We start from the raw sequence: 22,598 nt of genomic DNA, 5'->3' as shown, positions 1-22,598 counted from the left end.
CATTCCGAACCCGGAAGCTAAGCCTCTCAGCGCCGATGGTACTGCCCCGGAGACGGGGTGGGAGAGTAGGACGCCGCCGGACAACCATTCCCGAACGGGGGTCAGAGCCACGTGCTCTGGCCCCCGTTCGTTGTGTCCGGTTCTGCCGTCGGCGTTCTGCCGATGAGCGCCGCCAACCGAAGAGGTACTCCAGGTCATGACATCACCGCGACGCGGATCGGGTGGAGCGCGCGACGATCGCAGCTCCGGAGCGGGACGAGGCGCCGCAGGTAAGGGCAAGGCAGGCACCCCTCGTGGTGGCGCCGCCGGTCGTGGCAGTGCGCCCTCCGGGGGTGGAGCGCGCCATGGAGGAGCCGGTTCGTCACGGGGCTCCGTCGGCGGATCCGGCGGTCGGGCAGCGGGCGGCCGTGGCGCTGATTCCTCGCGTGACGAAAAGTCGACCTGGCAGGAGCGCCGACCACAGTCCGGCCGCCCGTCCGGTGATCGGCCGCAGTGGCAGGACCGTCGTCCGCAGGGTGACCGTCCCGCGGGTGACCGTCCGCAGTGGCAGGACCGTCGTCCGCAAGGTGACCGTCCGACTGGCGGTGGCTCCGCACGCCCCGGTGCTCCGCGCAGTGGTCGGTCCGCCGGTGATCGGCCGCAGTGGCAGGACCGTCGTCCGCAGGGTGACCGTCCCACGGGTGACCGTCCGCAGTGGCAGGACCGTCGTCCGCAGGGTGACCGCACTGACCGTCCCGGCCGTGCCGCGCCCGAGCGCGCCCCGGGCTCGCGGAACGCTCGCGGTCAGTGGCAGGAGCGGACCGAACGCAGCAGCCCTCACGGGGACCGGCCCCAGTGGCAGGACCGTCGTCCGCAGGGTGACCGTCCCACGGGTGACCGTCCGCAGTGGCAGGACCGTCGTCCGCAGGGTGACCGCACTGACCGTCCCGGCCGTGCCGCGCCCGAGCGCGCCCCGGGCTCGCGGAACGCTCGCGGTCAGTGGCAGGAGCGGACCGAACGCAGCAGCCCTCACGGGGACCGGCCCCAGTGGCAGGACCGTCGTCCGCAGGGTGACCGTCCCACGGGTGACCGTCCGCAGTGGCAGGACCGTCGTCCGCAGGGTGACCGACCGCAGCGGGCCTCGGGTCCTCGCTCCGACCGGTCGACCGGGGACCGCGCGCAGCGGTCCGGCGCTCCGGGTGGCGATCGTGGCAACTGGCGGGAGCGCCGTCCCTCCGACGACCGACGCGGTGCTCCGGCACGGGGCGCCGGCCGATCCACGGCTGGTGAGGAGCGGCGCCCGCCGTTGCCTCCCGGGCCGCAGATCCCGGACTGGGTGGATGCCCGCGATCTCGATCCCGCCGTGCGCGGCGCTCTCCGCGGCCTCGACCCCCGGAACGTCGAGCGGGTAGCCGGGCACCTCGTCGCCGCCGGGACCCTCGTGGAGGAGGACCCCGCTGCGGCGCTCGCCCACGCCCGTGCGGCTCGCGACCGGGCGTCGCGCGTGGCGGCGGTCCGCGAGGCGGTGGGCGTCGCTGCCTACCACGCCGAGGACTACGCCGAGGCGGCTCGGGAGCTGCGCGCCTACCGCCGGATGAGCGGTGACGCGAGCTACCGCGCCGTCCTGGCCGACTGCGAGCGGGCGCTGGGGCGACCGGAGGTGGCTCTGCGTCTCGTCGCCGAGGCGCTCGCGGACGATCCGGACCCGGAGGAGACCGCCGAGCTCCGGATCGTGGAGTCCGGCGCCCGGCTGGACCTCGGTGAGGCTGCCGCCGCTCGGCTCGTGCTCGAAGGTGCGCTCGGCAGCCCGCTCGACCCGGCATCTCTCGTGCCGGGGGATGCGCCCCGGCTTCGGCTCGCCGCCGCCTACGCCGATCTCCTTCAGATCCAGGGAGAGAACGAGCGCGCCATGGCGTGGTTCGTCGCCATCGCCGCGGCCGATCCCGAGGACCTCACCGGCGCCGTCGACCGCCTCGGCATCGAGTTCACCGATCTCGAGGACGAGCTCGACGAAGACGTCGACAGCGACGGCCTCGGGACCGAGGACAACGCTGATGCTGCGCAGCCGTCCAGGCAGCCGGCCGCTCCGGAGGTGGTGCGTCCGCTGCCCGAGGACGACCACCGCCAGGGTCGGAGCTTCGACGAGGAGGTGGAGGCGGAGGTGGCCGAACTCCTCGGCGAGACCGATCCGCCGTCGGACGGATCCGCTGCGGACGGCGATGAGCCAGCCGCTGACATGCACTGAGCCCCCGACGTTCGGGGGCTCCTCGTCCACAGTGCTCGGCGGCGTCCACAGATGCCGCTGAGCCCCCGGGCGGTCACCGCCGGTCCAGCACCCTCGCTGCATGAGCGTGGCTGTGATCGATCGGAACGACGTGGTCCTCCGCGGGCGGGTGTCCGCCCCGGCGGAGATCCGCACCCTGCCCAGCGGTGATTCGCTGCTGACCTTCCGGCTCGTCGTGCGGCGACCCGTGCCGCGGGCCCGCGGTCAGTCGGTGGACGTGCTGACCTGCATCACCTACGACCGCGGCCTGCAGCGGCGCGCGGCGATGTGGCAACCGGGCGACGTCGTCGAGGTCGAGGGGGCGCTGCAGCGGCGGTTCTGGCGCACCGGCAGCGGCACCGCCTCGGTCTGCGAGGTGAACTGCCGCAAGGGCCGGAAGGTCCCGCGATCCGCCCCCGGTTCCAGCGAGCGGACGGCGTGAAGCCGAGACCCCGGTCAGTCCGCCAGAGGGCGCAGCACCAGACCGGTCCGGGGCTTGGGCACGAACAGCGTGGACTTCCGTGGCATGCGTGCACCGGCCCGTGCCACCGCCGCGACGTCCCTCGGGGATGGCGCCCGCAGCAGCAGCGCCACACCGGCGCGCTCGGTCGCCAGCCGCAGGGCCTCCTCGGCGGAGTGGGCGATCAGCACCGAGTCGGGATCGTCCCGGCGGTGCCAGAGCAGGTCCAGGAGACCGTGGTGGGCCAGGACGACATCCAGCCCGCGCCAGGCAGGGGGCGCTTCGGACGGCACGGCCGCCAGAACGGCGTCGGACGGATGGCTGAGGCGGATCAGTCGCGCGCCGTCGGAGACGAGGAAGTCGCGCTCGCCGGGGTCGGTCACCCACCGGTCGACCGCGTCGGGGATCCCCCTCCCGTCGTCCGTCGACAACTCACTGACCCGGAAGCCGGTCGCTGCGGCACGGACCGCGGCGTCCAGGTCGAGGTCGGGAACCACGCGGTGGATCGGGTCGACGCGCAGGCCTCCGGGCCCCATCGGCGTCACCAGCGCCAGCACGCTTCCGCCGCTGGCCCGGGTGTCACGCGTACGGCCGTTGGCGCGGGCCGCGGCGAAGCGGTGGTGGCCGTCGGCGATGACGGCCCCGGTCCGGGCGAAGGCGGCGGTGAGCCGATCCAGCATCGGGCGCTCGGTCACCCGCCACAGCCGGTGCCCCACCCCGTCCGCGTCGTCCACCGTCATGGTCGGCGGACCCTGCCGCACCACCTCGGTGACGCCGGCCACCTCCCGGTCCGGATCATGGGCCAGCACGATCGGCTCCAGATCGGTCCCGGTCGCAGCCAGCAGCGCCCGCCGGCCCTCGACGGCCGCGGGGTAGGTGTCCTCATGGGGCAGCACCGCCGACGAACCGGGCGGGGGCAGCGTGACGGCGCCCAGCCAGCCGGCCGTCGCCGATCCACCTCCGCCCGGGCGCAGTTCGTACAGCCACAGCGCCGGCTCCTGGTCCCGGACCAGGACGCCCTCGTCCTGCCAGCGGCGCAGGGTGGTGGCGGCCAGCTCCGCGGAGCGCCCGGCGGGATCCCCCGTGGCGCCGGGGTGAGAGTCGGGTACCGGGAGAATGAGCCGCACGACGTTGTGCGGGTCGGCGCCGGCCAGTCGGTCGCGGCCGGCGGGCGTCACCAGGTCGTAGGCTGGCGAACTCACCCGCGCGAGATGCTCGGGGTCCTGCTGCCGATAGGTCAGGGCACGGAACGGACGGACGTCGAGTCCCGTCGCCGACACGGACGAGAGGGACGACGACGACTCCACCACGGGGTCGATCGTAGGAGCGAGCCGATCCAGCCCGCCGTGAGCGGTCCGTCCGGGCCGGGCGGGCCGGGTAGGGCGGGTCCGCCCGGCCCGGACGAGGGAGAAGGGGGCAGGGGTGCCGGAGACTTCTCCCGAGGGCGACGTGTACGAGTGGTACCAGCGCGGCGTCCAGTTCCTGCGCGACGGCAATCCCGCCGCTGCCGCCACCCTGCTCAGCCGTGCCGCCGACGCCGAGCCGGGCTCGCGCAGCATCCTCGAGGCGCTGGCGCGAGCCCAGTACGACGCCGGCCGCTACCAGGAGGCAGTCATCAGCTTCACCGCCCTGACAGCGGTCAGCCCCACCGACGACTACGCGCACTTCGGCCTCGGGCTGTCCGCCAGCAGGGCAGGAGAGCTGCGGCTGGCGGTCGAACACCTCGCCCTCGCGGTGGCGATGCGTCCCGACGCGAGCCACTACGCCCGGGCGTTGCGCGGTGTGCGTGCACGGCGGGCGGCGCAGTCCTCATGACCGCCGTCGATCCTGGAGCCATGAGTTCGATCGCCGCGGGCAGCAGCGCTCCACCGTGCGAGGTCTACGACGTCGCGCTGCTCGACCTCGACGGTGTCGTGTACGTCGGACCGGATGCCGTTCCGGGCGTCCCCGCTGCCCTGAGCGCCGTCCGGGCCGCCGGCATGCGACTGGGCTTCGTGACCAACAACGCCTCCCGGCCGCCGGACGAGGTCGCCGCGCATCTGACCCGGCTGGGTGTGCCGGCCGAGGCGACCGAGGTCATCACCAGCTCGCAGGCGGCTGCCACCGTGGTGGCGGAGCTGCTCGAGCCGGGCGCCCCCGTCCTGGCCGTCGGCGGGCCCGGGGTCGCGGCCGCGCTGACGGCGGCCGGTCTCACCGTCGTGGCGCGCGCCGAGGACAGCCCTGCCGCCGTCGTCCAGGGTTACGGCAGCGAGGTCGGCTGGATCCAGCTGGCCGAGGCAGTGGTGTCGGTCCGCGGGGGCGCCCGTCACGTCGCCACGAACAACGACCTCACCATTCCCTCACCCCGCGGCCCGCTGCCCGGCAACGGGGCGCTGGTGGGACTCGTGACCGCGGTGACCGGACAGCCGCCCTTGATCACCGGCAAGCCCGATCCGGCCATGCACGCCGAGTGCGTTCGCCGGACCAGGGCTCGACGACCCCTCGTCGTCGGCGACCGCCTCGACACCGACATCGAGGGAGCCCGCAGGGTCGGTGCGGCGAGCCTGCTGGTGTTCTCGGGGGTCACCGACCCTGCCCTGCTGCTCACCGCGGCCCCGCAGCACCGCCCGGACCTGATCGCCGCCGATGCCGCCGGCCTGCTGCGTCCCCACCCAGCGGTCTGCGTGGACGGGGCGTCCTGGCGGTGCGGGACGTGGTCGGTCCAGGCTGCCGAAGGAGAGGACCTCCTCGTCCTGGAGGCCGGGGGCGCGGACGGCCGGAGCGACGGCCTGGACGGGCTGCGGGCGCTCTGCGCGGCGCACTGGTCCCGGCACCCCCATGACGGCACTCCCGTGCGGGTCGTGGCAACCGGCTCCCGCGCGGAGGACGCGCTCGGCCGCTGGGGCCTGATCCCGCCCTCGGCCGCCGAGTAGCCCCGCCGGGGGCTCAGAGCAGCTTGCGCAGACGCAGCAGGTCGCGGAGACCGGCCTCCAGCTTCACCCGTCCGGTCGCCCAGGCGGGCCCGAAGTGAAGCTTGCCGTTGGTCAGCGCCACGAGGTCGTCGCTGGTCATCGTGAGCCGGATGTCGGCCCTCGGCACCGCGGGGCCGTGCGGCAACACGCGCAGGTCCCGCACCGCTCCGGAACCGAGCCGGCCGACCACGACCTCGTCCAGGTCGGTCAACCGGCAGGAGAGACTGCGGTCCAGTCCCTCCGCCGCGGGGTTCGCCGCGAGATCCCCGAGGATGGCCTGGAGGGCCTTCATGCACTGATCCATCGTCGCCACGCGGGCGGGCCTCCAACGCTGCACAGGGTTGTTGCCGGACCTGGAACGCTATCGCCCCGCTCGTGTGACCGTGCCCGTCGTCCCCGGCCGGTAATCTCGCCTGCGAACCGAATCAGCCGATCGGGCCGCCCCGGCGCCGCACCGGTGCCCCTCACAGCGGAAGGCGAGCGCGATGACCGAGCCGAGCCCGTCGCGACCTGTCCCGGGTCCGCCGCGCCCCGGCCCGCGCCCGGACACCCCTGCTGCTCCGGCGCCCGCCGCCGGGGCAGAGGATCGCTTCGCCGACCTCGCCGACCGGCCCATCGCCGAGCACGTGGCTGTCTTCGAGACCGAGCACGCCCGGCTCCAGCGCGAGCTCGGCACGATCGACCAGCTCTGATGGCCCGTCGCAGTCGGCTCGACGCGGAGCTCGTTCGTCGGGGCCTGGCCCGGTCCCGCGAGCACGCGGTCGCCCTCATCGCCGACGGCCGCGTCGCCGTGTCCGGGCAGGCCGCCACCAAGCCCGCCACCGGCGTCGACGCGGCGACGCCCGTGGTCGTCCGCACCGATCCCGACCAGCCCAGCTGGGTCTCCCGCGGCGCGCACAAGCTCCTCGGGGCGCTCGAGGCCTTCCCGGTTGCCGTCGCAGGACGGCGTGCGCTGGACGCCGGGGCGTCCACCGGCGGCTTCACCGAGGTGCTGCTCAGCCGTGGGGCGGCAGAGGTCGTCGCCGTCGACGTCGGCTACGGCGAGCTCGCCTGGTCGCTGCGCACCGACGAGCGGGTCCGCGTCCACGAGCGCACCAACGTCCGCACCCTCACCCCGGCAGCGATCGACGGGCCGGTGGACCTCGTCGTCGCCGACCTGTCCTTCATCTCGCTGCGCCTCGTCCTCCCGGCGCTCACCGCGTGCGCCACCCCGGACGCCGACGTCCTGCCGATGGTGAAACCGCAGTTCGAGGTGGGCCGGGAGCGGCTCGGAGCCGGCGGGGTGGTGCGCGACCCCGAACACCGGGTCCAGGCGGTGCTCGACGTCGGCGTGGCCGCGGCGGCGCTCGGCTGGGGCACCGCAGGGGTGGTCGCCAGCCCACTGCCCGGCCCGGCGGGCAACGTGGAGTTCTTCCTCTGGCTGCGCCGTGACGCGCCGCCACCGCAGGAGGACGACGTCCGTCGAGCAGTCCAGGAGGGCCCGACGTGAGCCAGCTCGCGAGCTCGGGCACAGACAGAGCACCGTCGCGAACGCGGGCGCCGGGCGCCGGCGAGGAGGCCAAGTGACACAGCTCAGCGAGGGCACGTCCGCACCGCGTGCGGAGTCCCGCCGCGTCCTCCTCACCGTGCACACCGGGCGCCGAGACATCGTCGAACTGGCCCGCACGTCGGCCGCGCGGCTGACCGCGGCCGGGATCGTCGTCCGGGTTCTCGCCGACGAGGCGGACGACCTCGACATCCACGACGCCGAGGTGGTGGCGGCCGACTCCACAGCGGCCGCGGGCGCGGAGATCGTCATGGTCTTCGGTGGCGACGGGACCTTCCTGCGCGCCGCGGAACTCGCGCGCTACACCGACGCCGCTCTGATGGGGGTCAATCTCGGCCGGGTGGGTTTCCTCGCCGAAACCGAGCCCGAGGCGGTCGAGGAGACCCTCCTGGCGATCGAGCGGTGCGAGTACTCCGTCGAGGAGCGGCTCGCCCTGGAGGTCGGCGTCCTCGACGGCAGCGGCTCCGTCGTGGGCGGCACGTGGGCCCTCAACGAGGTGTCCGTCGAGAAGGCCCAGCGCTCCCGGGTCCTCGACGTCGTCCTCGCCATCGACGGACGGCCGCTGACCAGCTTCGGCTGCGACGGAGTCCTGTGCGCGACGCCGACCGGCTCCACGGCCTACGCGTTCTCCGCCGGCGGCCCGGTCGTCTGGCCCGACGTCGAGGCGCTGCTCCTCGTGCCCAGCAACGCCCACGCCCTGTTCGCCCGGCCGCTGGTCACCTCGCCGAACTCGGTGCTGACCGTCGCCGTCCCGGCCGACGGCAACCGGTCGCGGGTCTCGGCCGACGGCCGCCGGATGGTGGAGGTGCCCGACGGTGGCCGGGTCGACGTGCGGCGCGCGGACCGCCCGGTGCGGATCGCCCGCGTGCACGCCTCGACCTTCGGGGACCGGCTGGTCGCGAAGTTCGGCCTGCCGGTCCGCGGTTTCCGCGACGCACGGCACCACGCCGGTCCCGGCCACGAGATCTACACCAGCCACAGCGTGCTCAGTCGCGACGTCGTGACGGGTAACGGCGCGACTGACGACGTCCCCGCGGCGGAGGTGACCGGTGCCGGCTCGCACGACGACGCCTGAAAGAGGACCCTCCTGCCCCCCACCCCTTGCTGACGCTCGGCGCGGGTCCCTGCAGGAGGGCCGTTCCAGCCCGTCACCTGGCCGGCTGACCGAGCTCCGGATCCGTGGCCTGGGGTCGATCGACGACGCCACGCTCGAGCTCGGCCCCGGCCTCACCGTCGTCACCGGGGAGACCGGCGCCGGCAAGACGATGGTGGTCACGGGGCTGACGTTGCTGTTCGGCGGCCGGGCGGATCCGGGGCGTGTCCGGGCCAGCGGCAAGGCCGGCGTCGAGGGACGGCTCGTTCTCCCGCCGGAGTCGCCGGCCTGGGAGCGGGCCGCCGACGCGGGGGCCGACCCGGACGACGACGGCAGCCTCATCCTCGCCCGCACCGTCAGCGCAGAAGGTCGGTCGAGAGCGTTCCTGGGCGGCCGCAGCGTCCCGGTCGGTGTGGTCTCCGAGCTCGCCGAGGGCCTGCTCGCCGTGCACGGGCAGACCGACCAGCTCCGGCTCTCCCGACCGGCCGAGCAACGCCGCGCCCTCGACCGCTACGCCGGACCGGCGCACCTCGCTCTGCTGGACCGCTACCGCGAGGTCCACCAGCGCTGGCGGCAGCTGGCCGCCGACCTCGAGCGGCGGCAGAGCCAGGCTCGTGAGCTGGCGCAGGCCGCGGACGTCCTGCGGCACGGACTCGAGGAGATCTCCGCCGCAGCACCCGAACCCGGTGAGGACGAGGCCCTCGACACCCAGGCCAAGCGGCTGGCCGACGCCGACGCCCTCCGCGCCGCGGCCGACGAGGCGCGCATGGCGCTGGTCGGCGACGTCACCGGGGATCTGGGCGGGGGAGAGGTGCCCCAGGACGCCACGACCTCCCTGGCCACTGCCGGCCGTGCGCTGGCCGGGTCCGACGATCCGACGCTCGTCCTCCTGGCCCAGGACCTCGCCGATGCCGTCGCCGTGGTGTCCGACGTGGCCGCGCAGCTGGCCGGCTACGTGGCCGACCTGGACGCCGACCCAGGTCGGCTGGCCGAGGTGCTGGACCGGCGCGCCGCCATCACCGCTCTGGTCCGCAAGTACGCCGATCCCGGGGAGGGGCTGGCCGGGGTGCTCGCCTGGGCGGAGGACGCGAGCCGGCGGTTGTCGGAGCTCGACGTCTCCGACGAGGCCCTGGCGTCGCTGGCGAACGCGCGGGACGCCGCGCGCGCCGAGGTCGACGAGCTCGCCGCGGCGATCTCCGCCGGCCGGCGCGCGGCCGCCGAGGGCTTCGCCGCGGAGGTGGGCGCTGAACTGGCCGGCCTGGCGATGAAGAGCGCGACCGTCTCCTTCTCCGTCGACAGCCACCCGGACGACCCGGGCCCCGAGGGCATCGACGAGGTGGCCCTCCTGCTGGCCGCCCATCCGGGCGCCCCGCCACGTCCGGTCCACAAGGGCGCCTCCGGGGGTGAGCTGTCGCGCGTCATGCTCGCCATCGAGGTGGTCTTCGCGGGCGCTGATCCGGTCCCGGTCATGGTCTTCGACGAGGTCGACGCGGGCGTCGGCGGCCAGGCCGCCGGTGAGATCGGGCGCCGCCTGGCGCGGCTGGCCCGCGACCACCAGGTCGTCGTCGTCACCCACCTCGCGCAGGTCGCGGCGTTCGCCGACACCCACCTCGTCGTGGACAAGTCGCCCGACGCCGGCGCCGGGGTCACCGCGACCGACATCCGGGCCGTCGGGGGTGAGGACCGGGTGCGGGAGCTGGCGCGGATGCTCTCCGGCCTCGCCGACAGCGACACCGGGCAGGCCCACGCCCGGGAACTGCTCGCGGTGGCTGCCACCCGCACCTGACCGGAAGCCCGGCGTGCCGTGTGGCACACGCCACGGACGGGTGATCGGCGCGTGCCCCACCTGTTCGCGGGGTAGTCGCCGGCCGTGACCTGCTTTTCCTCGGCTGACGAGTCCGCTCACTTCGGCTTCTCGGTCTGCATGCTCCTGCAGCACTACCGCTCGCAGCTGCGGTGGGAGGAGGAAGGGGTCGTCGAGCTCGGCACGGGTGACGCCACCGCCATCGCGGACGTCGTCGCTTCCCTGCCGGGACTGCGGGTCCGCAGCTTCGACATCAGTGCCCCGTCGGTGGAGACCGCCCGGGCCAACATCGCCGCCCGCGGCGTGGCCGACCGCTACACCGTCGAGCTCGGGGACTTCTTCGACCAGGCCGACTCCGCCGGCGGTGCGCCCGTCTCGACGGTCATCTCCAACCCGCCCTACATCCCCGCTCCCGACCGGAACATCCTCATGCCCGAGCTCTGGGGCGGCGTGCACGGCAACGACTTGATGCTGCAGCTGCTCAAGGCCGGCTACGACAACGTGATCGCCGCGGTGGCGAGCTACTCCGACCCGCTCGAGACGGTGCGCACGGCCGGTGACCTCGGCTACCGTGTGGCCAACTTCCTCGCGATGGGGCTGGACTTCGGCGCCTACAGCAGCGAGCCGAAGGTCCGCGACCACATCCGCCGGATGTGCGCCGAGGGGCGCGGCTGGGCCGGCGACGACGAGTACATGGTCGCCGTCGCCCTGTTCACCCGGAACCCGGACGTCCCGGGCGACCGCGCCGACCAGCTCCTCCGCGCGCTGCAGCTCTGACCCGACGAGGGGGCCCGAAGGGTCCCCGAGGAGGGTCAGGAAGCCGCCCTGCGAGGCGACCCGACGAGCGGGGCCCGGAGGGTCCCCGAGGCGGGGAAGACAAGGGCTCAGTGCAACGGGGAAACGGCACGTGGCCGCGGTCGTCGTCCGGAGGACGACAAGTGTCACCGCCGCTTGGCGTAGCCCGCCAGACCGAATTGCAGCAGAGAGAGGCCTCGCCGACCCTGCCGGCGCAGCTCGGCGGACAGCTCCAGCCCGCCCACGCCGGCCAGGACGCGGTCGCGGGCAAGCTCGAGCAGGGAGGCGTACAGCCCGAGGACGGCGTGCGCGGCCAGCCACGGCTCCACCTGGTCGGGGCGCGCGCCGGTCTCCTCGGCGATCAGCTCGGCGAGGGCGTTGGTGAGGTCGCCCAGGATCTCCCGCTCCCGCACCTGCAGCGTGCGACTGCCCCGGATGACCCGGGCCATGCGCGCGACGCCCACGGCAGCCTCGGGGCGGCCGAGCAGGCTGACCGCGGCGACGACGAAGCTGCCGGCCGCCGCGGACACCGACTCCCCGGCCGGACGCCGGCGCACCGCGTCCAGGAGCGCGGCCCGCATCGGCGGGTCGGCGTCGAAGACCAGTCCTTCCTTGACCGGGAAGTGGTTGAAGACGGTCTTCTCCACCACGCCCGCCCGCCGTGCGATCTCCATCACGCTGACCGCATCGAAGCCCCGCTCGGCGAACAGGTCCGTGGCGGCATCGACGATCTTGGTTCGCGTCTCCTGCCGGCGCCGCTCGCGCGCCCCCGCACCGCGTCCGGCCTTCTGCTTCTCGCGTCCCTCCGGCGAGGGCTCGACCGGTGCCGGGGTAGCCGGTGTCCGCACCGCGGGCGCGACCTCGGCCTCCGGGCGAACCGTGGGAACCGCCCTGATCACGGCCCCGGTCGGGACCACCGCGGTCGCGTCCTGCCCGGCCGGGGAGCCGGGGGCGGGGGTGGGTCGAGGCACGGCGTGGGCCACTCCAGTCACGCCTGCAACGTTAGTCACGACTCGGTAACGGTCCCGCTCATGCCCCCGAAGCGCCGCTACGGGCGTGTCGCTGCCACCGTGGTGTCGGACACGGTGCGTGACTGAGAGGTCGCCGAGGCGCGTCGGAAGACCGGCCGCTCACGGCATCGTGAAAGCATCGAGGCATGCGCATCGGCACCCTTCGGCGCGGTCGGGCACAGGACATCGGCCCCGGCGTCGCCGGCACCGTCCGGCTGGACCGCCGCACGAAGAACCTGACCAAGCGACTGCAGCCCGGTGACATCGCCGTCATCGACCACGTCGACATCGACCGGGTCAGCGCTGACGCGCTGGTCGCCTGCCGAGTCGCCGCGGTCGTCAATGCCTCGCCCAGCACCTCCGGCCGTTATCCCAACCTCGGCCCCGAGATTCTCATCAACGCCGGCATCCCGCTGCTCGACGACGTCGGCAAGGACGTGTTCGCCCGCTGCAAGGAGGGCGCGCACGTCCGGCTCGACGGCAACCAGCTGCTCACCGAGGACGGCGAGGTCGTCGCCGAGGGCACCGTGCACGACAGTGCCTCGGTCGCGCTGGCCATGGCCGAGGCCAAGGCCGGGCTCTCCACGCAGTTGGAGGCCTTCGCCACCAACACCATGGAGTACATGAAGCGGGAGCGCGCGCTCCTGCTCGACGGTGTGGGCGTCCCCGACGTCGAGACGCCGATCGAGGGCCGGCACGTGCTGGTCGTCGTCCGTGGCTACGACTACAAGGAGGACCTGCACGCCCTCCGCCCCTACATCCGCGACTACCGGCCCGTGCTCATCGGGGTCGATGGCGGTGCCGACGCGCTGCGGGAGGCCGGGTACCAGCCCGACATGATCGTCGGCGACATGGACTCGGTCAGCGACGACTCGCTGACCTGCGGGGCCGAGGTGGTCGTGCACGCCTACGCCGACGGCCGGGCCCCCGGCCTCGCGCGCGTCCAGGACCTCGGGGTCGAGGCGATCACCTTCCCGGCCTCGGCTACCAGCGAGGACATCGCCATGCTGCTCGCCGACGAGAAGGGGGCCACCCTGATCGTCGCCGTGGGGACGCATGCCACCCTGGTCGAGTTCCTGGACAAGGGACGCGGCGGCATGGCCTCGACCTTCCTCACCCGGCTCCGCCTGGGTGGCAAGCTCGTCGACGCCAAGGGCGTGAGCCGCCTCTACAAGAGCCGCATCTCCACCGCTGCCCTGGTGGTGCTCGTCCTCGCCGCGTTCATCGCCATCGGCTCGGCCCTCGCGGTGTCCGCGGTCGGGCGGGTGTACCTCGACCTTCTGCTCGACCAATGGAACAGCTTCGTGTTCTGGTTGGAGAACCTCTTCTCGTGATCGACTTCCGCTATCACCTGGTCTCGCTGATCGCCGTCTTCCTGGCGGTCGCGCTGGGGATCGTCATCGGCACCACCGCCCTCAACGAGCCGATCCTCGCCGACATCGAGAACCAGGTCGCCGACCTGGAGCAGGACAAGCGGGCGCTGGAGGACCGGACCCAGCTGCTGCAGACGCAGCTGGACACCGCCGACTCCTTCGAGCAGGCCGTCGCCCCCGCGCTCGTCGCGGACGCCCTGGCCGGGCGCAGCGTCCTGCTGGTCAGCGCCAACGAGGACGTCGCCCCCGAGCTCGTCGAGCAGATGACGGCGATCGTCGCCGAGGCCGGTGGCACGGTGAACGGCGCGATCTCGCTCCGGCCCGAGTACAGCGACCCGTCGAGCGCCTCCGGGCTGCAGAACTACGTCACCGGCCCCGGGCGGCCCGCGGGCCTGCAGCTTCCCGAGACCGACGACGCCGGGGAGCTGGTCGCCAGCCTGATCGGTCAGGTGCTCATGAAGCCGGCCGGCGGCGGGGCGGCAGCCGACGCCACGGCCGTGTCCTCGGTGCTCGCCGGCCTGACCGCGCTGGACGTGCTGTCCCAGGACAGCGACACGGTGGCGCCCGCCGACTACGCCGTCGTCCTGACCGCCGGCGCCTTCACCGGGGACGACGCCGCTGAGCGCAACGACACCCTCGTCGAACTCGTCTCCGCCCTGGACACGGCCGGGTCGGGAGCCGTCGTCGCCGGCGACGCCGCAGCCGCCGGGGAGAACGGCCTCATCGGCGCCGTGCGCTCCGACCCCACCCTGTCGGCGGCGATCTCCACCGTCGACAACGTGGGTACGCCGGCCGGCCGGATCAGCACCGTCCTGGCCCTGGGCCGGGAGGGCGAGGGCACCTCAGGCGCGTACGGCACCGGTGAGGGCACCCAGCCGGTGCCTCCGGTGCCCGCCGCCGCCCCGTGAGCCGGCGGGCGGTGACAGCCGGCCGCAGGGTGCGGCTCGCGCTCGCGGGCGCGGCTGCCGCGCGCGCGGCCCTGGCCGGGGCCGGCGCGCTGACCGCCCGCTCCGCCGGTGCCCCGTGGCGCCGCGTGAACTACGCGGGGCGCCCGGTGACCCTGCTCGGCGGGCCGGCTCTCGCCGCTTCCGCCACGGCCACCGCGGTGCTCGGCGCCCCCGTCGGCACGCGGGCGGCGGCCGCCCTCGTCGGTGCGGTCTCCGGCCTGGTCGGGGGATACGACGACCTGGCGGGTGCCCGCCCCGAGCAGGCCCGAGACAAGGGGTTCGCCGGCCATCTCGCCGCCCTGAGGGCCGGGCGCATCTCGGCCGGTGCGGTGAAGGTCGCGGGCATCGGGGCCGCGGCCGCCGCAGCCGCCGTCCTCACCCGCCGGGGGTCCGGCCCGGGAGCCATCGTCGACGGTGTCCTGTCCACCGGCCTGGTGGCGGGGACCGCGAACCTGGTCAACCTGCTCGACCTGCGGCCCGGTCGGGCCGGGAAGGCCGGTGCCCTCGTGGCGGCGGCCGGCCTCGGGGGAGCGGCCGGCGGGCTCGTCGCCGGCCCCCTCGGCGCCACCCTGGCGGTGCTGCCCGCGGACCTGGGGGAGCAGGTCATGCTCGGCGACTGCGGCGCCAACGCCGTCGGCGCGCTGCTCGGGCTGCGACTGGCCGCCCTGCGCGGGCGGGCCTCCCGCGCCGGACTGCTCGCCGGGGTGGTGGCTCTCACCCTCGCCAGCGAGAAGGTCAGCTTCACCAAGGTCATCGAGGCCACGCCGGGACTGCGCGAACTGGACCGTCTCGGCCGCCGACCGTCGTGAACCGTCGCACGGTCGCCCAGGGGGTCGCCGGCGCGGCGGCCCTGATCGCCGTCCTCACGCTGCTGGCCCGGCTCGCCGGGTTCGGCCGCACCCTCGTCTTCACCAACACCGTGGGCGCCGACAGCACCGGGGACACCTACCAGGCGGCGAACACCGTCCCGAACATCGTCTTCGAGGTCGTCGCCGGCGGCGCGCTGGCCAGCCTCGTCGTCCCCATGCTGGCCGGCGGCATCGCGGCGGGGGACCGGGAGCAGGTGCGCCGGACCGCATCGGCGCTCCTGGGCTGGACGCTGCTGGTCCTCACCCCGCTCGCCGTGGTGATCGCGCTGCTCGCCGAGCCGATCGCCCGCGTCCTGCTGGGCTCGGGCGGTGAGGCCGAGGTGGAGCTGGCCGCCCGCTTCCTGCTGGTGTTCGCCCCCCAGGTGGTGCTGTACGGGATCGGGATCGTCCTCACCGGCGTGCTGCAGGCCCACCGCCGTTTCGCCGGGCCGGCGATCGCCCCGCTGTTGTCGAGCCTGGTCGTCGCCGGGGCGTACCTGCTGTTCGCCGCCATCGGCGGCGCGCGGGACGTCGACGACCTCACCCGCCCCGCCGCGCTGGTCCTGGGCGTCGGGACGACGCTCGGCGTGGCGGCGCTGAGCCTGAGCCTGCTCGTCCCGGTGCGCGGACTGCGCCTCGGGATCCGGCCGTCACTGCGCTTCCCCGTGGGGGCGGCGCCGCGCGTCCGGCGGCTCGCGGTCGCCGGCGTCCTGACCCTGGCCGGCCAGCAGCTCGTGGCCGTGGTGGCCATCCGGCTGGCCGCGGACGGACCGGACGGCACGCAGGTCGTGTACGCCGCGGGGCTCACGCTGTTCCTGGTGCCGTGGGCGGCCCTCGCCGTCCCGCTGGCCACCTCGGCCTATCCCGGGCTCGCCGAGCGGGCCGACGCCGGTGACGCGGCCGGGTACCGCCGCGCCCTGGCGCCGGTCGCGGTGCTCGTCGTCGCCGCGTCTGCGGTGGCGGCCGGCCTGCTGGTGGCCGTCTCCGGTCCGATGGCACGGATCTTCCTGACCGGCGCCCCCGTACCGGTGGTGGCGGCGCTGCGCGACACGATCATCGCCTTCGCGCCCGGTCTCCCTGGTTACGCGCTCGTCGCGCTGTTGACCCGCGCCCTGTACGCACGGGGGCTCTGGAAGGCGCCGACGGTCTGCGTCGTCGGCGGCTGGTTGCTGGCCGTGGCCGCTGACCTCGTCCTGGCCCGGCTGCTGGCGCCGCAGGACCGGGGGCTCGCGCTCGCCGCCGGCCACAGCCTGGGCGTCACCGTCGCCGGACTGGCTCTGCTGGCCGTGGTGGCCCGCGCCGCCGGTCCAGGTGCGCTGACCGGCGTCGGGCGCAGCGGTCTCGCCGCGCTGGCCGCCGCCACGCTCGGCGCCGGCGCCGGGATGCTCACCGCCCGTGCGCTCGGCGCCGACCCGGTCCCCGGGGGGCTCGGAGCGGCCGTCATCACCGGCCTGCTCACCGGCGCGGTCGCCCTGGCCGTCGCCCTGGCCGTCATGATGGGCACGGCGCGTCGCCCGTTGGCGGAGGCATGGCAAACGCTGCGCGCAGCCGAGCGCCAGGGCCCGCCGGACGGCGAGGCGCACCCGCCCGTTCCCCGGCTGAGGCCGTCGTCCGATCGACAGGAGGTGCACGGTGACTGAGCGGTCGCCCCTGCACGGTCGGCGCATCGCCGAGGTTCTCGCCACGAGCGCGGGCGGCGTCGGCAGCCACGTCCGGACGATCGTTCCCGCTCTGCGGGCGGCCGGCGCCATCGTGCGGGTCTGTGGCGCACCGGCGACGGAGGAGCTCTTCGGCTTCACCGCCACGGGGGCCGACTTCCGCCCCGTCGGCATCTCCACCGGGTTGGCGCCGATCGCCGACAGCCGAGCCGTGGCCCAGCTCCGGCATGCCGTGGCGGGCTTCGACCTGCTGCACGCCCACGGGCTGCGGGCCGGGCTGGTCGCCGCGGTCGCCCGGCGGCTCTCGGGTGACCGGCGACGGCCCCTCGTGCTCACCCTGCACAACGCCCTCCAGGACAGCGCGGGGGTCCGGCATCAGGTGCTCCGCGCGGGCGAGGGGACGACGATCCGCGCCGCCGACATGGTGCTGGCCGTCTCCGGCGACCTCGCCGACAACGCCCGCCGGCTCGGCGCGCGCGACGTGCGGGTCGTGCCCGCGCTCGCCCCGCCGCAGCCCCCTGCCACGCGCACCCGCGACGAGGTGCGGGAGGAGCTGGGACTGGACGCCGGGCGGCCTCTGGTGGTGGCCGTGGGCCGGCTGCACCCGCAGAAGGGCTACGACATCCTGCTCGACGCCGTGGCGCGGTGGGAGGCCGACGGCCGTCTGCGCCCGGCCCCCCTGGTGGCGATCGCCGGCGACGGCCCGCTGGAGGCCCAGCTGGCCGATCGCATCCGCGCCGAGCGGCTCCCCGTGCTGCTGCTCGGGCGGCGCTCCGACATCGCCGATCTGCTGGGCGCCGCGGACCTGTGTGTGCTCCCCTCGCGCTGGGAGGGCAGTCCCTTCACCGGGCAGGAGGCGCTGCGGGCCGGAACGCCGCTGGTCGCCACCCGCGCCGGCGGCATGCCCGAGCTGTTCGGCGACGCCGCCTCGCTGGTGCCCGTCGGTGATCCGAGGGCGCTCGCCGACGCCGTCGTCCGGGTGCTCACCGATCCTGCCCACGCGGCGGGGCTGGCCGCGGCCGGCCCGCGGCAGGCGGCCACCTGGCCCGACGAGGCCGCGGCGGGCCGGCAGCTGATCGCGATCTACCGGGAGCTGCTGGGCGCTCCGGCAGACGGCGCCCCATGAGCGCCCTGGGGCGTGGGGTCGCGCTGCTGGTCGTCGTGCTGACGGTGCTGCTCGCCGGTGCCGGGCCCGTCGCTGCGCGCAGCGACGGCACGCAGACCGCCACTGCCGACTCCGTGCTCGTGATCGGCGTGCCCGGCCTCACCTGGAGCGACGTCGACCCCGACGGCACGCCGGAGCTGTGGGCCCTCGCCGGGGACTCGGCCATCGGCGCGCTGTCGGTCCGCGCCGCCCGGTCCACGACCTGCGTCCTCGACGGCTGGGCCACCCTGGGCGCCGGCAACCGGGCCCGGGTGCCCGGTCCCGACGAGGGGCTCCCGCCGGTGCCGTTGCCCCAGGTGCCCCTGCCGGAGGACCAGGCAGGCGCGCCGTCGGAGGGCGACGGCGCGGCACCCGAACCGCAGCTGGACACCTCCCTGTCCCACTGCGGGCTCCAGGAACGGGCCGCCTCCATCGCCCTCGCCGACCCGATCGCCACCGTCGAGCGCACCGGCCGCGACGAGGGGACCCGGCGCTTCGGCGCGGAGCCGGCGGCGCTGGGGGAGTCCGTGGGCTGCGCGACGGTGTCGGGGCGGGCCGCCACGCTGGCGGTGGCCGCGCCCGACGTGGCGGTCACCCGCATCGACGACCTGCCCACCGACCCGGGGCAGCTGGCGGACGCGCTGTCGGGCTGCCCGCTCGCCCTCGTCTCCCTGGACCAGCTCACCGACGCCGGTGAGCCCGGCGCGGAGAAGACCGACGACGGCACCGACGCCGAACCGCGCGCGGCCGCCCTGCTGCAGATCGACCGGGTCGTCGGCCAGCTGCGGGCCGCCGTCGCGGCCCTGCCCGGCGACACGCTGGTGCTGCTGGCCGGGATCGCCGAGGTGAACGACGGCCGCCCCCAGCTGCACGTGGTCATGGCCGACGGGGGCGGTTTCGCCGAGCCCCGGTGGCTGACCTCCTCCAGCACGGGGCGGGCCCCCTTCGCCCAGCTCATCGACCTCGCGCCGACGGCCCTGCGGGCGCTGTCCCTGGACCAGCCCTCGTCGATGAACGGTCAGCCGCTGCAGGCCACCGGGGAACGCCCCGCGCTCGACGCTGCCGTCGAGGAGCTGGAACACGTCAACACCGCCGCCACCGTGCACCACCGCAACGTCGGCTCCTTCTTCTGGCTGCTGGTGGCGGTCTGCGCCGTCCTCGTGGGGCTCGCGATGGCGGTGCTCGGGGGCTGGCAGCGGCGCCCGGTCCCCGCCGTGCGCGGCGCGCGGACCCGCGGCCTGCTCCGCGTTCTCGCGCTGGCAGTCGCCGCGCTGCCGGTGGCGACGTACCTCGCGGGGCTGATTCCCTGGGAGCGGGCGGATGCCCCGGTACCGGCCCTCGGTGCCGCGGTCGCCGGCGCGGACCTCGTCGTGGTGGTGCTGGCCCTCACGGGTCCGTGGCGCCGGCACCGGGTGGGGCCGCCGCTCGTCGTCCTCACCGTCACGCTCGGCACGCTGGTGCTCGACGTCCTGACCGGCTCCACCCTCGAACTCAACGGGCTGCTCGGGTACGACGCCATCGTCGCCGGCCGGTTCACCGGCTACGGCAACCTCAGCTTCGGGCTGCTGTCGGTGAGCGCGCTGCTGGTCACCGCAGCCGTGGCGACCGTCGTCGGCCGCAGGACGGATGCCGGTCGGGCTCGGCTCGCCACCGCCGCCACGGTCCTGGTGGTGGGACTGGTCGCCGTCGCCGTCATCGGGGCGCCCGGGCTCGGCCGGGACTTCGGCGGCGTGCTGGCGGCCCTGCCGGGCTTCCTGCTCCTGGCGATGCTCATGGCCCGGGTGCGCGTCACCCTGGTGCGGCTGGCCGCCATCCTCGGCGTCGCGGTGCTGGCCGTCGGCACCGTCGCGGTGCTGGACTGGCTGGGCGCGCCCGCCGAGCGCAGCCACCTCGGCCGCTTCGTCGAACAGGTGCTCACCGGCGAGGCCTGGACCGTGATCAGCCGCAAGGCCCAGGCCAACCTGGACATCCTGCTGGGCAGCCCGCTGGCCTGGATGCTCCCCGTCGCCCTCGTCGCCGCCGCCTGGCTGCTGCGCCCCGGTGGCCTGCTGCGGGGCGGGGCCGGCCTGCCGCCTGCCGAGGCCTTCGCCCTGCGCGCCGGGGCGAGCGCCGGCGCCCTGAGCCTCGCCCTGGGCGCCGCGGTCAACGACTCCGGGGTCGCGCTCCCCGCCGCCGCGGCAGCGCTGGTCGTGCCCCTGCTGGTGTGGCTCGCCGCCGGGACCGGCGAGGGGGATGCCTCCACGGGGGTGAGCGCCGGGGGATCGTCGCGCTCGGACGCGGTCGAGGGCGCCGACCGTGTTACGGTCGTATCCCGTGGGTCGACCGTCTGGAACGCATGATCACTCCGGGAACAACAGCCTCCTTCTCCACAACAATCAGCCGACGAAGTTCGTCTTCGTCACCGGCGGCGTTGTGTCCTCTCTCGGCAAGGGGCTGACAGCCAGTTCGCTGGGCGCCTTGCTCTCCAGCCGTGGCCTCCGGGTCACGATGCAGAAGCTGGACCCCTACCTCAACGTCGATCCGGGAACGATGAACCCGTTCCAGCACGGCGAGGTCTTCGTCACCGAGGACGGTGCGGAGACCGACCTCGACATCGGTCACTACGAGCGCTTCCTGGACACCGACCTGACCGGCCGGGCGAACGTGACGACCGGTCAGGTCTACTCGGAGGTCATCGCCAAGGAGCGCCGTGGTGAGTACCTCGGTGACACCGTGCAGGTCATCCCGCACATCACCAACGAGATCAAGGCGCGCATCCTGGCCGGCGCCGACGCCGCCGAGCGCGTCGACGTGGTCATCACCGAGATCGGCGGCACCGTCGGCGACATCGAGTCGCTGCCCTTCCTCGAGGCGGCCCGCCAGGTGCGGCACGAGATCGGTCGCGACAACTGCTTCTTCCTGCACATCTCGCTGGTGCCCTACATCGCGCCGTCGGGGGAGCTGAAGACCAAGCCGACCCAGCACTCCGTGGCCGCTCTGCGCAGCATCGGCATCCAGCCCGACGCGCTGGTCTGCCGCTCCGACCGGGACATCACCACCGGGCTCAAGCGCAAGATCAGCCTGATGTGCGACGTCGACGCCGAGGGCGTCATCTCGTGCCCCGACGCGCCGTCCATCTACGACATTCCCAAGGTGCTGCACCGGGAAGGCCTCGACGCCTACGTCGTCCGCCGGCTGGGGCTGCCCTTCCGGGACGTCGACTGGACCGTCTGGGGCGACCTGCTCGACCGGGTGCACGCCCCCAAGGAGACCGTCACCATCGCCCTGGTCGGGAAGTACATCGACCTGCCCGACGCCTACTTGTCGGTGACCGAGGCGCTGCGGGCCGGTGGCTTCGCCCACCGCAGCCGGGTGCAGATCCGCTGGGTGCCCTCGGACGACTGCGAGACTCCCGAGGGCGCCGAGAGGGCCCTGGCCGGTGTCGACGGCGTCTGCGTGCCCGGCGGTTTCGGGGTCCGCGGGATCGACGGCAAGCTCGGCGCCCTGAAGTACACGCGGACCAACGGAATCCCCACCCTCGGGCTGTGCCTGGGCCTGCAGTGCATGGTCATCGAGTACGCCCGCAACGTGGCCGGGCTGGAGAAGGCCAACTCGGCGGAATTCGACCCCGACACGCCCGACGCCGTCATCGCGACGATGGCCAGCCAGGTCGACGTGATCTCGGGTGAGCGCGGGCTGGGCGGCACGATGCGGCTGGGCAGCTACCCGGCGAGCCTGCAGAAGGGCTCGGTCGCCGCGGCCGCCTACGGGTCGACCGACATCACCGAGCGACACCGGCACCGCTACGAGGTCGCCAACGCCTACCGCGATCGGCTGACCGAGGCCGGTCTGGTCTTCTCCGGCACCTCGCCCGACGGGCTGCTGGTGGAGTTCGCCGAGCTTCCCCGCGAGTCCCACCCGTTCTTCGTCGGCACCCAGGCGCACCCCGAGCTCAAGAGCCGGCCCACCCGGCCGCACCCGCTGTTCGCCGCCTTCGTGCAGGCGGCGATCGACTTCCAGGAGGCCGCGCGCCTGCCGGTGCCGATGGACGAGCCGGAGAAGGTCGGCATCTGATGCCCGGGCCGGGGGTGGACGCCGACGACCGTCCGCACGAGTTCCGGGTGCTCGCCAGCGAAACCCTCTTCGAGGGGCACGTCATCTCGCTGCGCCGGGACACGGTGGCGATGCCTGGCGGGGGCGACAGCGTGCGGGAGATCGTGACGCACCCCGGCGCGGTCGCGGTGGTCGCGCTCGACGACCAGGACCGCGTCGTGCTGCTGCGCCAGTACCGCCACCCCGTCGCCACCCACCTGTGGGAGCTGCCGGCCGGGCTCCGCGACGAGAACGGGGAGCCGCCGCTCCGCACCGCCCAGCGGGAACTCGCCGAGGAGGCGCTGCTGGCGGCCGGCCGCTGGTCGCTGCTCACCAGCGTCTACAACTCCCCGGGCTTCAGCGACGAGCTCGTGCTGATCTACCTCGCGGAGGAGCTCTCCGACGCGGTCCGCCCCGACGGCTTCGTCGTCGAGCACGAGGAGGCGGACATGACGGTCGAGCGCGTGCCGCTGGCCGAGGCGGTCCAGCGCGTGTTCGACGGGGACATCCGCAACTCCTCGGCCGTCGTCGGCGTGCTGGCGGCAGCCCAGGTCCGCAACAGCGCCCCGCGCCTGCGGCCCGCCGACGCCGGCTGACGAGGTAGAAGGACCTCTCTGCCCCCCGCGCTTCGCAGGCTCAGCGTGGGATCCTGCAGA

General features: G+C 74.6%; 21 protein-coding genes and 1 rRNA gene. 18 read left to right on the top strand and 4 right to left on the bottom strand.

The window, feature by feature from the left end:
* A 5S ribosomal RNA gene (gene rrf / locus CHB94_RS21575) occupies positions 1–82 on the top strand; the annotation flags it as partial.
* 279 nt (positions 83–361) lie between these two features.
* Here the strand turns inward: rrf and CHB94_RS24690 are convergent.
* Positions 362–1,012: a hypothetical protein gene (locus CHB94_RS24690; protein WP_141137598.1), complete on the bottom strand. Its 651-nt coding sequence runs from the start codon at positions 1,010–1,012 to the stop codon at positions 362–364.
* 273 nt (positions 1,013–1,285) lie between these two features.
* Here CHB94_RS24690 and CHB94_RS21565 point away from each other — a divergent pair, with 273 nt between their 5' ends.
* Complete coding sequence (locus CHB94_RS21565; RefSeq protein WP_141137597.1) at positions 1,286–2,224, top strand: tetratricopeptide repeat protein; 939 nt, start codon at positions 1,286–1,288, stop codon at positions 2,222–2,224.
* Positions 2,225–2,324: 100 nt separating this feature from the next.
* Positions 2,325–2,684, top strand: coding sequence for a single-stranded DNA-binding protein (locus CHB94_RS21560; RefSeq protein WP_089338605.1), 360 nt, complete (start codon positions 2,325–2,327; stop codon positions 2,682–2,684).
* A 14-nt stretch (positions 2,685–2,698) separates the two neighbouring features.
* Here the strand turns inward: CHB94_RS21560 and CHB94_RS21555 are convergent, their stop codons facing one another.
* The gene (locus CHB94_RS21555) at positions 2,699–3,904 is read right to left on the bottom strand and encodes a DUF1015 domain-containing protein (protein ID WP_438264949.1); all 1,206 of its coding nucleotides are present in this window, start codon (positions 3,902–3,904) and stop codon (positions 2,699–2,701) included.
* 220 nt (positions 3,905–4,124) lie between these two features.
* Here CHB94_RS21555 and CHB94_RS21550 point away from each other — a divergent pair, with 220 nt between their 5' ends.
* Together CHB94_RS21550 and CHB94_RS21545 are read left to right on the top strand one after the other, a co-directional pair.
* On the top strand, positions 4,125–4,517 hold the full coding sequence (locus CHB94_RS21550; protein WP_089338603.1) for a tetratricopeptide repeat protein: 393 nt from the start codon (positions 4,125–4,127) through the stop codon (positions 4,515–4,517).
* Between the two features lie 20 nt (positions 4,518–4,537).
* Positions 4,538–5,614 (top strand): HAD-IIA family hydrolase, encoded by a 1,077-nt coding sequence (locus tag CHB94_RS21545; RefSeq protein WP_089338602.1) that lies wholly within the window; start codon positions 4,538–4,540, stop codon positions 5,612–5,614.
* 13 nt (positions 5,615–5,627) lie between these two features.
* Here the strand turns inward: CHB94_RS21545 and CHB94_RS21540 are convergent, their stop codons facing one another.
* Positions 5,628–5,945 (bottom strand): SCP2 sterol-binding domain-containing protein, encoded by a 318-nt coding sequence (locus CHB94_RS21540; protein ID WP_254920832.1) that lies wholly within the window; start codon positions 5,943–5,945, stop codon positions 5,628–5,630.
* Positions 5,946–6,138: 193 nt separating this feature from the next.
* On the opposite strand from CHB94_RS21540, the gene CHB94_RS21535 reads away from it, so the two are divergent.
* From CHB94_RS21535 to CHB94_RS21515, 5 genes are all read left to right on the top strand, one after another.
* Positions 6,139–6,345 carry a hypothetical protein gene (locus CHB94_RS21535; RefSeq protein WP_089338600.1) on the top strand — a complete coding sequence of 69 codons (207 nt, stop codon included), beginning with the start codon at positions 6,139–6,141 and terminating at the stop codon, positions 6,343–6,345.
* Positions 6,345–7,142, top strand: coding sequence for a TlyA family RNA methyltransferase (locus CHB94_RS21530; protein WP_089338599.1), 798 nt, complete (start codon positions 6,345–6,347; stop codon positions 7,140–7,142). Before CHB94_RS21535 ends, CHB94_RS21530 begins: the two co-directional genes overlap by 1 nt.
* 73 nt (positions 7,143–7,215) lie before the next feature.
* A complete protein-coding gene (locus tag CHB94_RS21525) occupies positions 7,216–8,274 on the top strand; it encodes an NAD kinase (RefSeq protein ID WP_089338598.1) in 1,059 nt (352 codons plus the stop codon).
* A complete protein-coding gene (gene recN, locus CHB94_RS21520; protein WP_254920831.1) occupies positions 8,249–10,078 on the top strand; it encodes a DNA repair protein RecN in 1,830 nt (609 codons plus the stop codon). Before CHB94_RS21525 ends, recN begins: the two co-directional genes overlap by 26 nt.
* An 84-nt stretch (positions 10,079–10,162) precedes the next feature.
* Entirely contained in the window at positions 10,163–10,873 is a 711-nt protein-coding gene (locus tag CHB94_RS21515; RefSeq protein WP_089338597.1) for a class I SAM-dependent methyltransferase, read from the top strand.
* Positions 10,874–11,037: 164 nt separating this feature from the next.
* On the opposite strand, the gene CHB94_RS21510 is transcribed toward CHB94_RS21515, so the two are convergent.
* Positions 11,038–11,883: a TetR/AcrR family transcriptional regulator gene (locus tag CHB94_RS21510; protein WP_254920830.1), complete on the bottom strand. Its 846-nt coding sequence runs from the start codon at positions 11,881–11,883 to the stop codon at positions 11,038–11,040.
* A gap of 164 nt (positions 11,884–12,047) precedes the next feature.
* Between CHB94_RS21510 and steA the strand changes: the two genes are divergently transcribed.
* Genes steA through CHB94_RS21470 form a run of 8 tightly spaced genes read left to right on the top strand, consistent with a single transcriptional unit; the run spans position 12,048 to position 22,538 of the window.
* Positions 12,048–13,235, top strand: a complete 1,188-nt coding sequence (gene steA / locus CHB94_RS21505) for a putative cytokinetic ring protein SteA (protein ID WP_089338596.1) — start codon at positions 12,048–12,050, stop codon at positions 13,233–13,235.
* Positions 13,232–14,182, top strand: coding sequence for a copper transporter (locus CHB94_RS21500; RefSeq protein ID WP_089338595.1), 951 nt, complete (start codon positions 13,232–13,234; stop codon positions 14,180–14,182). The genes steA and CHB94_RS21500 overlap by 4 nt, the downstream gene beginning before the upstream one ends.
* An 11-nt stretch (positions 14,183–14,193) precedes the next feature.
* Complete coding sequence (locus CHB94_RS21495) at positions 14,194–15,030, top strand: hypothetical protein (RefSeq protein ID WP_089338613.1); 837 nt, start codon at positions 14,194–14,196, stop codon at positions 15,028–15,030.
* Positions 15,027–16,709, top strand: coding sequence for a murein biosynthesis integral membrane protein MurJ (gene murJ / locus CHB94_RS21490; RefSeq protein ID WP_089338594.1), 1,683 nt, complete (start codon positions 15,027–15,029; stop codon positions 16,707–16,709). The genes CHB94_RS21495 and murJ overlap by 4 nt, the downstream gene beginning before the upstream one ends.
* A complete protein-coding gene (locus tag CHB94_RS21485; protein ID WP_089338593.1) occupies positions 16,702–17,853 on the top strand; it encodes a glycosyltransferase family 4 protein in 1,152 nt (383 codons plus the stop codon). The genes murJ and CHB94_RS21485 overlap by 8 nt, the downstream gene beginning before the upstream one ends.
* The gene (locus tag CHB94_RS21480; RefSeq protein ID WP_089338592.1) at positions 17,850–20,210 is read left to right on the top strand and encodes a hypothetical protein; all 2,361 of its coding nucleotides are present in this window, start codon (positions 17,850–17,852) and stop codon (positions 20,208–20,210) included. The genes CHB94_RS21485 and CHB94_RS21480 overlap by 4 nt, the downstream gene beginning before the upstream one ends.
* Positions 20,185–21,924, top strand: a complete 1,740-nt coding sequence (pyrG, locus tag CHB94_RS21475) for a CTP synthase (protein WP_089338591.1) — start codon at positions 20,185–20,187, stop codon at positions 21,922–21,924. The genes CHB94_RS21480 and pyrG overlap by 26 nt, the downstream gene beginning before the upstream one ends.
* Complete coding sequence (locus tag CHB94_RS21470; protein WP_089338590.1) at positions 21,924–22,538, top strand: NUDIX domain-containing protein; 615 nt, start codon at positions 21,924–21,926, stop codon at positions 22,536–22,538. Before pyrG ends, CHB94_RS21470 begins: the two co-directional genes overlap by 1 nt.
* Positions 22,539–22,598: the final 60 nt, after the last annotated feature.

It is taken from the genome of Blastococcus mobilis (assembly GCF_900188025.1).
Taxonomy (GTDB): Bacteria; Actinomycetota; Actinomycetes; order Mycobacteriales; family Geodermatophilaceae; genus Blastococcus_B; species Blastococcus_B mobilis.
This window is presented reverse-complemented; position numbering and strand designations above follow the sequence as displayed.